This is a genomic window from Castellaniella hirudinis (assembly GCF_047468865.1).
Taxonomy (GTDB): Bacteria; Pseudomonadota; Gammaproteobacteria; order Burkholderiales; family Burkholderiaceae_B; genus Castellaniella; species Castellaniella hirudinis_A.
On sequence record NZ_JBLGTV010000001.1, the window covers coordinates 249,872 to 262,200 of the forward strand.

13 protein-coding genes are annotated in these 12,329 nt (G+C 67.6%); 2 read left to right on the plus strand and 11 right to left on the minus strand.

The window, feature by feature from the left end; all coding sequences use genetic code 11:
• Nucleotides 1-5: 5 nt before the first annotated feature.
• The 11 genes from ACMHYJ_RS01105 to dapD all read right to left on the minus strand — a co-directional run bounded on the left by ACMHYJ_RS01105 (nucleotide 6) and on the right by dapD (nucleotide 9,997).
• Nucleotides 6-185, minus strand: coding sequence for a CcdB family protein (locus ACMHYJ_RS01105; RefSeq protein WP_414244350.1), 180 nt, complete (start codon nucleotides 183-185; stop codon nucleotides 6-8).
• Complete coding sequence (locus ACMHYJ_RS01110) at nucleotides 185-364, minus strand: type II toxin-antitoxin system CcdA family antitoxin (RefSeq protein WP_414244351.1); 180 nt, start codon at nucleotides 362-364, stop codon at nucleotides 185-187. The genes ACMHYJ_RS01105 and ACMHYJ_RS01110 overlap by 1 nt, the downstream gene beginning before the upstream one ends.
• A 114-nt stretch (nucleotides 365-478) precedes the next feature.
• Entirely contained in the window at nucleotides 479-1,252 is a 774-nt protein-coding gene (locus ACMHYJ_RS01115) for an ABC transporter permease (RefSeq protein ID WP_414244352.1), read from the minus strand.
• 2 nt (nucleotides 1,253-1,254) lie between these two features.
• A complete protein-coding gene (locus ACMHYJ_RS01120; RefSeq protein ID WP_414244353.1) occupies nucleotides 1,255-2,481 on the minus strand; it encodes an ABC transporter substrate-binding protein in 1,227 nt (408 codons plus the stop codon).
• Nucleotides 2,478-3,299: an ABC transporter ATP-binding protein gene (locus ACMHYJ_RS01125; RefSeq protein ID WP_414244354.1), complete on the minus strand. Its 822-nt coding sequence runs from the start codon at nucleotides 3,297-3,299 to the stop codon at nucleotides 2,478-2,480. The genes ACMHYJ_RS01120 and ACMHYJ_RS01125 overlap by 4 nt, the downstream gene beginning before the upstream one ends.
• Nucleotides 3,300-3,302: 3 nt before the next feature.
• On the minus strand, nucleotides 3,303-4,406 hold the full coding sequence (locus ACMHYJ_RS01130) for an acyl-CoA dehydrogenase family protein (RefSeq protein WP_414244355.1): 1,104 nt from the start codon (nucleotides 4,404-4,406) through the stop codon (nucleotides 3,303-3,305).
• 17 nt (nucleotides 4,407-4,423) lie between these two features.
• Complete coding sequence (locus ACMHYJ_RS01135) at nucleotides 4,424-4,966, minus strand: carboxymuconolactone decarboxylase family protein (protein ID WP_414244356.1); 543 nt, start codon at nucleotides 4,964-4,966, stop codon at nucleotides 4,424-4,426.
• Between the two features lie 166 nt (nucleotides 4,967-5,132).
• Nucleotides 5,133-7,052, minus strand: coding sequence for an ABC-F family ATP-binding cassette domain-containing protein (locus tag ACMHYJ_RS01140; RefSeq protein ID WP_414244357.1), 1,920 nt, complete (start codon nucleotides 7,050-7,052; stop codon nucleotides 5,133-5,135).
• Nucleotides 7,049-7,945, minus strand: coding sequence for a 50S ribosomal protein L3 N(5)-glutamine methyltransferase (gene prmB, locus ACMHYJ_RS01145; RefSeq protein WP_414244358.1), 897 nt, complete (start codon nucleotides 7,943-7,945; stop codon nucleotides 7,049-7,051). Before prmB ends, ACMHYJ_RS01140 begins: the two co-directional genes overlap by 4 nt.
• 67 nt (nucleotides 7,946-8,012) lie before the next feature.
• The gene (gene dapE, locus ACMHYJ_RS01150) at nucleotides 8,013-9,173 is read right to left on the minus strand and encodes a succinyl-diaminopimelate desuccinylase (RefSeq protein WP_414244359.1); all 1,161 of its coding nucleotides are present in this window, start codon (nucleotides 9,171-9,173) and stop codon (nucleotides 8,013-8,015) included.
• Nucleotides 9,174-9,175: 2 nt separating this feature from the next.
• Nucleotides 9,176-9,997 carry a 2,3,4,5-tetrahydropyridine-2,6-dicarboxylate N-succinyltransferase gene (gene dapD, locus ACMHYJ_RS01155; RefSeq protein WP_414244360.1) on the minus strand — a complete coding sequence of 274 codons (822 nt, stop codon included), beginning with the start codon at nucleotides 9,995-9,997 and terminating at the stop codon, nucleotides 9,176-9,178.
• A 406-nt stretch (nucleotides 9,998-10,403) separates the two neighbouring features.
• On the opposite strand from dapD, the gene ACMHYJ_RS01160 reads away from it, so the two are divergent.
• Both ACMHYJ_RS01160 and ACMHYJ_RS01165 read left to right on the plus strand, forming a co-directional pair.
• The gene (locus tag ACMHYJ_RS01160) at nucleotides 10,404-11,570 is read left to right on the plus strand and encodes a formylglycine-generating enzyme family protein (protein WP_414244361.1); all 1,167 of its coding nucleotides are present in this window, start codon (nucleotides 10,404-10,406) and stop codon (nucleotides 11,568-11,570) included.
• 79 nt (nucleotides 11,571-11,649) lie between these two features.
• The gene (locus tag ACMHYJ_RS01165; protein WP_414244362.1) at nucleotides 11,650-12,327 is read left to right on the plus strand and encodes a prepilin peptidase; all 678 of its coding nucleotides are present in this window, start codon (nucleotides 11,650-11,652) and stop codon (nucleotides 12,325-12,327) included.
• Nucleotides 12,328-12,329: the final 2 nt, after the last annotated feature.

Genomic DNA, 12,329 nt, shown 5'->3' on the forward strand with positions numbered 1-12,329 from the left:
TGGCCTCAGAAGCCGTGAAGCAGAAAATCAAAAATGGGGTTCAGTATTTTTGCGGGGGTGGGGGCTTTGTTTAAAGGAAGCAGCGGGATGACGACCCGTGTATTCAGGGGTTGTAAGATGTCTGCTTGGACATCGAGCAGATAGCCTGAGTCGGACGGGTTCGGGTAGACGTCGTATCGGCCCATTAAAATGCCTGGTACTTTGCCAGGGGCAGGCCGTGTGCCTGGATGAACGCGTTGGCGCTTTTGAGGGCTGCCTGGTTTTCGTCCAGCCAACGCTGGCTGCGCGCTTGTTGGATGGCTTGGGAAACGCCTGCTTGGGCGGCCTGTGGAATATCAATGTGCAGCGGGGCGATGGTTGTCATGTCGTTTCTCTGGCTGGCTGAGGCACATCACATACACAGCATTCAGCATAAACCATGCGTGTGCAAATTGCATGGTTCGATGCTGTTATGCAGCGGTCTGATCTGCTGCGTTCCCTATTGCCGCCCCCAGCGCCGATGCAGGCGCTGGGCGGTGGTGTCCAGGGCAAAGCCCAGGGCGCCGATCAAGACGATGACCGCCATCAGTTCGGAATACGCCAGCCGGTCGCGCGTGTCCAGGATGAAATAGCCCAGGCCCGAACTGACCCCCAGCATTTCGCAGGGCACCAGGATGATCCAGACGATCCCGATGGCCAGGCGCAGGCCCGTCAGCATATGGCCCAGGGCCCCGGGGATGACGATTTTCCAGAGGATTTCCGCGCGGGTGGCGCTCAGGCTGCGGGCCAGCAGCAGCCAGCGCGGGTCCAGCTGGCGCACCCCGGCGCTGGTGTTCAGGATGATCGGCCAGACGGCGGCAAAGCTTAAAAGAAAATAAATCGGCGCATCGCCCACTCCGAACAGCATCACGGCAATCGGCATCCAGGACAGCGGCGAGACCATGCGCAGAAACTGAAACGCCCCGCTGGTGGCGGATTCCAGCGGCCGCGACAGGCCGATGGCCAGGCCCAGCGGGACGCCGAACACCAGCGCCCAGAACAGGCCCACCGCCACCCGCTGCAGGCTGACCAGGGTGTGGCTGGTCAATTGGTTGTCGGCGATCAGGTGCGCCAGGCTGGGCAGGGCCTGGCCCGGGGCGAACAGCCGGGCCATGGCCAGATCCTGCCCCAGCAGGCCGATGCCGGCGGCCCACAGCAGCAGCAGGACGGCCAGCCCGCCCGTGCTGAGAATCAGGCGGCGGCGCGAAGACAAGGGGGCGGAGCGGGTGCGCATGGCTAGTTGACCTCGAAGGTTTCCGACCGGGTGTAGCCGCCCTCGATGCCGAAGGCCGCCAGGCCGCCCTGGGCCTCGATGGCCTGGCGCACGTAGCGGTCATCGACCAGGTCGTGGGCGACGAATGCCGGATCCAGATCCTGCAGAAAAGCGTTTTCGCCCATTACATAGGTGGATTTCAGCAGTTCGACCAGTTTTTCGGTATAGCTGGGATAGGGATAGGGGCGGAAGTCAATGCGCTGTTCGGCCCAGTCCGGGTGCAGGATCGCCCCGCTTTGGGCGTATTCGGCATCGCGTTCGGCCGAAGGCAGCAGCACCCGCGCCAGGGTGGCGGTGTCGTGCGGGGTATAGGCGGCCTTGTGGTTGCGCGCCAGGATGTCCACGGTGTCGGCGCGGTGGTCGCGCACCCAGGCCTGGGCCTGGACGATGCCGTTGACCACTTTTTGCGACCATTCGGGGCGTTCCTGCAGATCGCGTTCGTGCATGGTGACCACGCAGCAGGCGTGGTTGCGCCAGACGTCGCCCGTGAAGCGCCAGACCTTGCCCACGCCCAGTTCTTCGGCCTTGGCGTTGAAGGGTTCGGCCACGATGTAGCCCGCGATGCGCTTGCTGCCCAGGGCGGGCAGCATGTCGCCGGGGGACATGACCACCAGCTTGACCTGCTGCTGGGTGGGCTCGCCGTCGCTGATGAATTCCAGCCCGGATTCGCGCAGCAGGGCCTGCAGGACGATGTTGTGCACCGAATACCAGAAGGGGATAGCCACCGTGGTGCCGCCCAGGTCGGCGGCGCGGTTGATTTCCGGCAGCACCGTCAGGCAGGAGCCCTCGGTGTGGTTCCAGGCCACGACCTTGGCGGGCGATTGGCTGCCGTAGCGCGACCAGATCGTCATGGGCATCAGCAGGTGCACCACGTTGACCTGGCCGCTCAAGAAGGCTTCGACGATCTGCGCCCAGCTGCGAAACCGCCGGGGGGCTTCCACCTGCAGGCCCTGTTGCTCGAACAGGCCGTTGTGGTGCGCCACCAGCAAGGGGGTGGCGTCGGTGATGGGCAGGTAGCCGATGCGCACGGGGGCGTCGGGCTGGGCGGCGTGGGCCTGGCGGCCCGCCTGCAGCAGGGGCAGCGCCCCCGCGGCGGAGAACAGGGCCGACAGTTTGAGGAATTCGCGGCGGCGGGCCCGGGTGCTGTCGGGGGTGCCGCAGCACGGATCCAGGGGTTTGTATCGTGTCATTGAGGTCTCGGTAGTCTGGCGCTGCGCAGCGCCTGCAGGATCTGCACGCGCAGCGCGGTCAGTTCAGGGGCGGTTTCGTCCCGGGGGTGGGCCTGGTCGATGGCCCATTGGCCGATCAGGCGGCCGGGCTGGCCGCCGATCAGCACGATGCGGTCGGCCAGCAGCAGGGCTTCGTCGATGTCGTGGGTGACCAGCAGGGCGGCGGCCTGGTGGCGGGCCCGGATTTGCAGCAGCAGCGTCTGCATTTCGTGACGGGTCACTTCGTCCAGGGCGCTGAAGGGTTCGTCCAGCAGCAGGATTTCCGGTGCCCGGGCCAGGGTGCGGGCCAGCGAGGCGCGCTGCGCCATGCCGCCGGACAGTTCATCCGGGTAGCGCCGTCGGGCGGCTTGCAGGCCGACTTCGCCGATGGCTTGCTGCACGCGCTGCTGACGGGTCTGGGCGTCCAGCCGGGGCTGGTGCTTGAAATCCAGCCCGAAGGCCACGTTTTCTTCCAGGGTCAGCCAGGGCAGCAGGCTGGGATCCTGGAACACCATGCCCAGCGCGGGGGATGGCCCGTCCAGCACCTGCCCGTGCAGGCGGATGTCGCCCGCCTGGGCGGATTGCAGGCCGGCCAGCACGCGCAGCAGGGATGATTTGCCCACGCCGCTGGGGCCCAGCAGGGCGATGATTTCCCCGGCCTGGAGATCCAGCGAAAAATCGGCCAGCACCGACACGCGGCCCGCCTGCCCCGCCGAATCGTAGCCGAGGGAAACCTGCCGCACGCTCAACACGCTGCCGTCGCGGGTGCCGGCCGGGGCCGGTATGGGGTGGGCCGCCATGCGTCAGGCCGCCTGGCGCTGTTCCAGCGCGTGGATTTCCTTGCGCAGGTGTTTCAGGGCCGGGGTGACGATGGCCACGAACAGGGCCTCGCGCAGGCGGCGCTGGGTGGGGCTGCTCATCAGGTAGCCGGCCGCGCCAGCGTGCAGCGCGGCCGATTGGGTGGCGCGCAGGCTGAGTTCGGATCCTTGGGCGCGGGCGCGCAGGATGCCCAGCAAGGGCGCGGATTCTTCCTGTTCGGCCAGGGCGGCGGTCTGCGCCAGCAGGGTATCCAGGTCGCCCCGCAGGGTGTCGGCCTGGTCGTCCAGGTAGCGGTTGACATGATCCAGGCGCTGGTTGGCTTTCTGGATGGTGTCGAGGCTGGCTTGCACCAGCCCGGCGCCAATGCCGATCTGCAGCAGCAGAAACCCGGCCTTGAAGCGCCGCACATAGGCGTCGAACTGCTCGGGGGTGGACAGCACGTCGGCGGCGGGGACAAAAACGTTTTTCAGGCGCACGCCGTAGGTCGCGCTGCCTTCCAGGCCGGAAAACGCCGGGCAGGCGCGCAGGGAATAACCCTCTGCCCCGGGGGGGATGGCGAACATCACATAGGTGCCGTCGTCCAGGGCGGCGGCCGCGATCAGGAGATGGCCGGCCCCGAGATTGGAGACCCAGGGCAGGGCGCCGCTGATGCGATAGCCCTGGCCGTCCCGATGCCCGCGCAAATTGATTTGCTCGATGCCCGCCAGATGCTTGACGACATTGGACATGCCCGTGCCCGCCAGCAACTGCCCCTGGGCGACTTGGGCCAGATAGCGTGCCCGCACTTCGGGGTTGGGACTGAGCTGCAGATACCAGGCGCAGGCCGCCTGGCACCAGGCCAGGAAGCCCGTGGTGCCGCAGGTTCGGGCGACGCGGGCGATGAGGTCGATCTGGGCCGGCAAGCCCAGGCCCAGGCCGCCGGATTCGGCGGGCAAGGCGGCGGCAAAGCCGCCCAGGGCGCCGAAGGCGCGCAGAAAATCGCCTGGGAAAGCCCCTTGGTCGATGGCTTCCACCTGGGGGGCCAAGGCGTTGTGGATCAGCTGTTCGATGCCGCCGTCCACTTCGGCTGGCAGTGCATGGCTTGACATGATGGTTCCCGCGGGGTTCAGGCGTAGGCCTGCAGTTCTGGGTTGATCGGGGTGCGGGCCAGGTTGTTGGCGTAATTGCACAGGGTGGCCAGGCTGACGCCCAGCACCACGTCCAGCGCGTGGGCATCGGTATAGCCGGCGGCGCGCAGGTCGGCCAGGGCGGCGTCGTCCACCTGGCCGCGCTGTTCCAGCACTTGCAGGGTGAACTTCGCCAGGGCGTTGTGTTTGGGGTCGTCCAGGGCCTGGGTGCCGCGCAGGGCGTCCACGAATGCCTGCGGCAGCTGCAGTTTCTTGGTGGCGATCTTGGTGTGGCCGGCCACGCAGAAGCCGCAGCCGTTGTAGGTGGCCGCCGTGATCTGGATGATTTCGCGTTCGGTGGGGGTCAGGCCGTTGCGCCCGTTGATGGCCCCCACCACCTGGTAGGTTTCCAGCGCGGTGGGAGAATTGGCCAGCACGCCCAGCAGGTTGGGCAGAAAGCCGCTGGCTTTTTCCGCGGCGCGCAGGCGTTCTTGCGCTTCGGCGGGGGCGGATTCGATGGATTGAATGGGAAGACGGCTCATGACGGTTCAGAAGGACAAGGTTTAGACCTGATCATTCTAAAGAGCCGAACCCTCATAGCGAACGACTATAAGAGAATTAAATTATTCAGATTTGGAATATAGAACCTGGAAGCGCGCCGGAAGGTGCCCGGCGGCGCGCCCGCCTGGAGAAGGCGCGCGCGGGCGATCAGGCTTCCAGGGCTTCCAGTTCGGTCTGGATGTCCAGCCAGGCTTCCTCGTCGGCTTGCAGGGCCTTGCTGAGTTCGCCGTGTTCGGCCAGCAGGCCTGGGCGCGTGTCCTTGTGGGCGTCCGTGTAAAAGGCCGGGTCGGCGATCAGGGCGTCCAGCTCGGCCAGCCGGGCCTGGGCCCGGGCCATGCGGTCTTCGATTTTCTTCAGCCGGGCTTCCAGGGGCTTGCGTTGCGTGGCCAGGGCCTGCCGGGCCTGGGCCTGTTCGCGGCGCAGCGCTTTGCGGTCCTTGTCCGGGGCGGTTCCGGTGCCGCGGGCGGCCTGGTTTTGCCGGGCCTGGCGCTGCTGCAGCCAGTCGCGGTAGTCCTCCAGGTCGCCATCGAAGGGCTGGACATGGCCGTCGGCCACGATCCAGAAGGTATCCACCGTGGTGCGCAGCAAGTGCCGGTCGTGCGACACCAGCAGGACGCTGCCGGGGAATTCGGCCAGGGCGCGGGCCAGGGCCTCGCGCGTATCCACGTCCAGGTGGTTGCTGGGTTCGTCCAGCAGCAGCAGGTTGGGTTTGCGCCAGACGATCAGGGCCAGGGCCAGGCGGGCTTTTTCACCCCCGGAAAACGGCGCCACCGGCTGGCTCACCATGTCGCCGCCAAAGCCGAAGCGGCCCAGCATATTGCGCAATTCTTGTTCACGGGTATCCGGGGCGATGCGGGCGAAGTGCTGCAGGGGGCTGGATTCCGGGTCGAGCACGTCCAGCTGCTGCTGGGCGAAATAGCCGACTTCCAGCCCGCGCGCGGGCTGAACCTGCCCGGCCAGGGGGGCGAGTTCCTGGGCCAGGGTCTTGACCAGAGTGCTTTTACCCGCGCCGTTGACCCCCAGGATGCCGATGCGGCTGCCGCCGCGCACCATCAGGCCGACGTCGTCCAGGATGGTGCGGGCCGGCCCGCCGGGGCCGGCGGGGTAGCCCAGGGCGGCGTCTTTCAGGCGCAGCAGCACATCGGGGGTCTGTTGGGGATCGGGCAGGCGGATGTCGATGCCCGATTCCACCGCCAGAGGGGCCAGGGTCTGCATGCGCGCCAGGGCCTTGACCCGGCTTTGGGCCTGCTTGGCTTTCGAGGCCTTGGCCTTGAAGCGGTCGATGAAGGCCTGCAGATGGGCGGCTTCGCGGGATTGCTTCTGGCGCGCCAGTTGGTTTTGCCGCAGGCGCTCGGCGCGTTGTTCCAGGAAATCCTGGTAGCCGCCTTTGTAGCGGATGAGCTTGTCGTGCTCAAAGTGCAGAATGGTGCGGGCGACCGCGTCCAGGAATTCCGTGTCGTGGGAAATCAAGAGCACCGTGCCGGGATAGCCGCCCAGCCAGCGTTCCAGCCACAGCATGGCGTCCAAATCCAGGTGGTTGGTGGGCTCGTCCAGCAGCAGCAGGTCGGATGGGGCCATCAGGGCGCGGGCCAGGGCGATGCGCATCTGCCAGCCGCCGGAAAAACTGGCCACGGGGCGCGTCCATTCGTCGGGCGCGAAACCCAGGCCGGCCAGCAGCTGTTCGGCCCGCGACGGGGCGCTCCAGGCCTCGGCCTCGACCAGGGCGGCTTCCAGCTCGGCGATCCGCTGGCCCTGATCCGGGCGCAGTGCCGCCCGCTGCGCCTGGATGTCGCGCAAATGCCGGTCGCCGTCGATGACGAATTCACGGGCGGCGCGATCCGTGTCGTGCAGAATTTGCTCGACGCTGGCCAGCCGCCAGGCGGCCGGGATGTCCAGCGTGCCGGCGTCGGGGTCGATCTGCCCTTGCAGCAGGGCGAATAAAGATGATTTTCCGGCCCCGTTCTTGCCCACGAAACCCACGCGTTCCCCTGGGTGAACGACGAATTCGGCGTCTTCCAGCAAGACCTTGACGCCGCGCCGCAGGGTCAGGCCGTTGGCGCGGATCATGCCGCCAGCTGCGCCCGGCGCAGCAGCAGGATTTGGTCGCTGGCGCTTGCCGTACTGAGCCAGATGGGATCCAGGTGCGGAAAGGCGGCCAGGAAATGGTCTTGTTCGTGGCCGATTTCCAGCACCAGCAGGCCCTCCGGGGCCAGGTAGCGCGGCGCGTCCGCCAGGATGCGGCGCACCAGATCCATGCCGTCGTCGCCGCCCGCCAGGGCCAGGCGGGGTTCGTGGCGATATTCCTCGGGCAGCGCGTCCATGGCCTGCTCGTTGACGTAGGGCGGGTTGCACAGGATCAGGTCGTAACGCCGGTCGGCCGGCAGGTGATTGAACAGGTCGCTGCGCAGGTCGCGCACCTGATCCTGCAAACCGTGCAAGGCGATGTTCGACCGGGCGACGCGCAGGGCGCCCGGGGACAGATCCACGGCATCCACCTGGGCGTCGGGGAAAGCCATCGCCGCCAGGATGGCCAGACAGCCCGAGCCCGTGCACAAATCCAGCACGTGGGCGACCGCATCCGGGTCTTCGACCCAGGGGGCCAGCTGCTCGCCCAGCAGTTCGGCAATCGGCGAGCGCGGCACGATGACGTGTTCATCCACCAGGAAGCGCACCCCTTGCAGCCAGGCTTCGCCGGTCAGGTAGGCGGCGGGCTTGCGGCTGCTGACGCGCTCGTGGATCAGATCCACGCAGCGCTGGCGTTCGCGTTCCAGCAGGCGGGCGTCCAGGAAGGGTTCCAGCGTGTCCAGCGGCAGGTGCAGTGTGTGCAGCAGCAGGTACACGGCTTCGTCCCAGGCATTGTCGCTGCCGTGGCCGAACACCAGGTTGGCGCCCTGGAAACGGGTGACGGCCCAGCGCAGCAGATCGCGCAGGGTGAATAATTCGGTATGAGGAGAGGCCATGATCCGGGTTCAAGTGGCAGGCGTGGCGGTGCGGGCCAGAGGCCCGTGGCGCCGACGCGCTGCCGGGTCAGGCAGGGCGGCCGGTGGCCGGGGCGTCGGCCAGCAGGATTTCCAGCAGCCTGCGGTAGATGTTTTTCAGGGGCACCAGGTTGTCCAGCGGCAGGGATTCTCCGACTTGGTGGATGGTGCGGTTCAAGGGGCCGAATTCGACCACCTGCGGGCACAGGCGGGCCAGGAAGCGGCCATCGGATGTGCCGCCCGTCGTGGACAGGGACGCCTGGACGCCGGTTTCTTCGGCGATGGCCGATTGTAGCGCAGTGCACAGGGGGCCAGGCGGGGTCAGGAACGGTTCGCCGCCCAGCGTCCAGCGACTGTCGTATTCCAGGCCGTGGCGCTGCAGGATGTGCTCGACGCGGGCCTGCAGGTCGGCCGGGGTGCTGGCGGTGGAAAAGCGGAAGTTGCAGTCCATCACGGCCTGCCCGGGGATGACGTTGCCCGCCCCGGTGCCCGCATGCAGATTGGAAACCTGGAACGTCGTGGGCGGAAAATACGCGTTGCCCTGATCCCAGGCCGTCGCGCCGAGTTCGGCCAGGGCGGGCGCCAGCTGGTGGATGGGGTTGCGGGCCAGGTGGGGATAGGCCACATGCCCCTGGATGCCGCGCACAGTGATGCGCGCCGACAGCGACCCGCGGCGGCCGTTCTTGATGGTGTCGCCCAGCCGGGCCGTGCTGGTGGGCTCGCCCACGATGCAGTAGTCCGGGGTTTCGGCCCGCGCCTGCAGAACCCGGCAGACATGCGCGGTGCCTTCGGTGGCGGGGCCTTCCTCGTCCGAGGTCAGCAGCAGGGCGATGGATCCCGGGTGGGCGGGGTGGGCGGCGACGAATTCTTCGGCGGCCACGACAAAGGCGGCCACCGAGGTTTTCATGTCGGCGGCCCCCCGGCCCACCAGTTGGCCGTCCCGTTCGGTGGGCTCGAACGGCGGGCTGGGCCAGTCGGCCGGCGGGCCGGGGGGCACCACGTCGGTGTGGCCGGCGAACACCAGCAAGGGGCCTTGGACGCCGCGCCGCGCCCACAGATTGCTGACCCCGCCGCTGGGCAGGGATTCGCAGGCGAACCCCAGGGGCTGCAGGCGCGCGGCGATCAGCGCCTGGCAGCCGGCGTCGTCCGGGGTGACCGACGGGCGGGCGATCAGGGCGCGGGCCAGGGCGAGTACGTCTTGATCCGCCATGATCAGGCCCGCAGCAGGTCGTTGATGCTGGTCTTGGCGCGGGTCTTGGCGTCGATGCGTTTGACGATGACGGCGCAGGCCAGGCTGTGGCTGCCATCGGCCGCCGGCAAGGTGCCCGGCACCACCACGGACCCGGCGGGCACGCGGCCATAATGGATTTCGCCTGTGGCGCGGTCGTAGATCTTGGTGCTTTGCGAAAGAAACACCCCCATGGCCAGCACGGAATTCTCCTCGACGACCACGCCTTCGACGACTTCGGAGCGCGCCCCGATGAAACAGTTGTCCTCGATGATGGTGGGGCCGGCCTGCAGGGGTTCCAGCACCCCGCCGATGCCCACCCCGCCGGACAGGTGCACGTGGCGGCCGATCTGGGCGCAGGACCCGACGGTGGCCCAGGTGTCCACCATGGTGCCCGCGCCCACGTAGGCGCCGATGTTGACGTAGGACGGCATCAGCACCACGTCGGGGCCGATGTAGGCCCCGCGCCGCACGGCGGCGGGCGGGACGACGCGAAACCCGCCCCGTTCGAAATCGGCCGCGTCATAGTCCTGGAATTTCAGGCCGACCTTGTCGTAGTAGCGCAGCGGGCCCTGCCCGGTCTGCTGGTTCTCGGCCAGCCGGAAGGACAGCAGCACGGCCTTCTTGATCCATTGGTGGACTTGCCATTGACCGTCGATTTTTTCCGCCACGCGCAGCGTGCCCTGATCCAATCCGGCCAAGGTCTGCTCGATGGCTTCGGCCAGTGCCGGGGGCGCGTTGCCCGGCGCCAGGGCGGCCCGGTTTTCCCAGGCGGTGTCGATCAGGCCGTGCGTGGATGGATTCATGATGTTCGTCCGTTGGTGTGCGGGTGTGCCTCGTCCGGGCAGCCGTCGGGCCGCTAGGCGAGGCCGGTCGATGGGGCGACGCACCGGCAAATAAAAAAAGGGGAAAAATTTTAGCAGCTTGCGCCGCGACGTGCCCAGGCTGAATGCTTGACATGGATCAAGTCTGTAACGAAAATAAAAACACATCCAAATCCAGGGATGGATACATGACTCGCTGTGGCGATAAGCGCCGGGTCGATCACGGCGCCATGCCGATCTCGATCACGGCGATCTGTCGATCTCGATCACGGCGCTATACCGATCACGCCGATCTGTCGATCACACCGATATTGACAAGCGGCGCCAACTCTCGCAGCATTGGGGCGACCCAGCGTTGATGATTTCAGCGGATACCCCGCCCCCACCTATGGCATCTATGAAACGGCTTGTCTCTCGATTCACCCTGATCCCCCTGGCGCTTCTTGCCCTGGGGGCCGGGGTATACGCCTGGTCGGGCCATGCCGCCGCTCCCCAGCCCGCCGCCGCCCCGGTCGTCCTGGTGGGCGATGGCCAGGGGACCCCGAAGGCCATGGCCTGGGTGCCGCCCGGGGTGTTCCAGATGGGCAGCGACAGCAAGCTGGCGCAGCGCAACGAAAAACCCGCGCATCCGGTGCGGGTGCATGGCTTCTGGATGGATCTGACCCACGTCACCAACGACCAGTTCGCCGCTTTTGTGCAAGCCACCGGCTACGTGACCACGGCGGAATCCAAGCCCGACTGGGAGACCGTCCGGGTGCAATTGCCGCCCGGGGTGCCGCGTCCGCCGGATTCGGTGCTGGTGCCGGGGGCCATGGTCTTCGTCGGCACGGCCGCGCCGGTGGATCTGTCCGACTACAGCCAATGGTGGCGTTATGTGCCCGGGGCCGATTGGCGCCACCCGCAGGGGCCGGGCAGCACCATCGAGGGCAAGGGCGATCATCCGGTGGTGCAGGTCAGCTACGCCGATGCGCAGGCCTACGCCCGGTGGGTCGGCAAGCGCCTGCCCACCGAGGCCGAATGGGAATATGCCGCGCGCGGCGGCCTGGAACAAGCCACGTATGTCTGGGGCGACGAACTCAATCCCGACGGCCAGGTCATGGCCAATTACTGGGACACGAACCAGCCGTCCTTCCCGGTGGTCAAGCCCGAGGCCGGCGGGGCGGCGGGCACCTTGCCGGTCACCTCGTTTCCCGCCAATGGCTATGGCTTGTACGACATGACCGGCAATGCCTGGCAATGGGTGGCCGATTGGTACGATGCCCGGTATTTCGCCCAGCAGGCCCAGGCGGCGGGCGGCCAGCCCATCGAGAACCCCCGGGGGCCGGATCAATCCTATGATCCTTCCGATCCCAGCGTGCCCGCCACGGCCCCGAAACGCGTGATCCGGGGCGGATCGTTCCTGTGCAACGAAAATTATTGCCTGTCGTACCGGCCCAGTGCGCGCCAAGCGGCCGATCCCTACAGCCCCATGTCGCACGTCGGCTTCCGTCTGGTGTCCGACCAGCCGGCGCCGACCGATGCGCAGCGGGTTCAACTGGCCGCTGCGCCGCATTAGTGCGCCCGCGCGCCCGCGCCCGCCGCCCGGCGGCGGCCTTGCCGGATCAGCGCTCGACGGCCTTGCGCCGGGTCGCCGCATGATGGCCTACTGGACGCCCTGGCCGATCGGCCTGGTGGCCGGTCTGGCGGCCGCGGTGGCCCTGTCCGCCGTGTTGGGGCTGGCCCTGATTCGCCTGGCCTGGTCGCTGCCCCGGCGGCTGGATGCCGCGCTGCCCGCGCATCCCACGCGCCTGCACCGGCGCCTGCGCCTGGCTTTTTGCTTGTTGGCGCCGTTGCTGTCCATGGGGTGCGTCTGGCGTTTCGGGGTGACGGGGGCCGCCGCCGCCGCCATCGTGCTGGTTTGCGTCCTGCTGGCGCTGGCCTGGATGGACGCCGAGACCGGCTATCTGCCCGACCGGCTGACCTTGCCGCTTTTGGGGGCGGGGCTGCTGCTGGGGGCCCAGGGCGTGTTTGTCGCGTTCATGGATGCGCTGATCGGCGCGGCCGCCGCCTATTTGACGCTGTGGTGCCTGGTCTGGTTTTTTTTGCGGTTTCGCGGGGTTCACGCCTTGGGCGGCGGAGACATTAAACTACTGTCCGCCCTGGGGGCCTGGCTGGGCTGGATGGCGCTGCCCCGGGTATTATTACTTGCCGCGTCGGCCGCTTTGGCGCTTGCCGTGCTGCGGCGCCTGACCGGCCATCTGGCGGCGGGCCAGGCGCTGGCCTTCGGGCCTTATCTGGCGGCTGCCGGGATATGGGTTTTATTGGGTGGATGAAG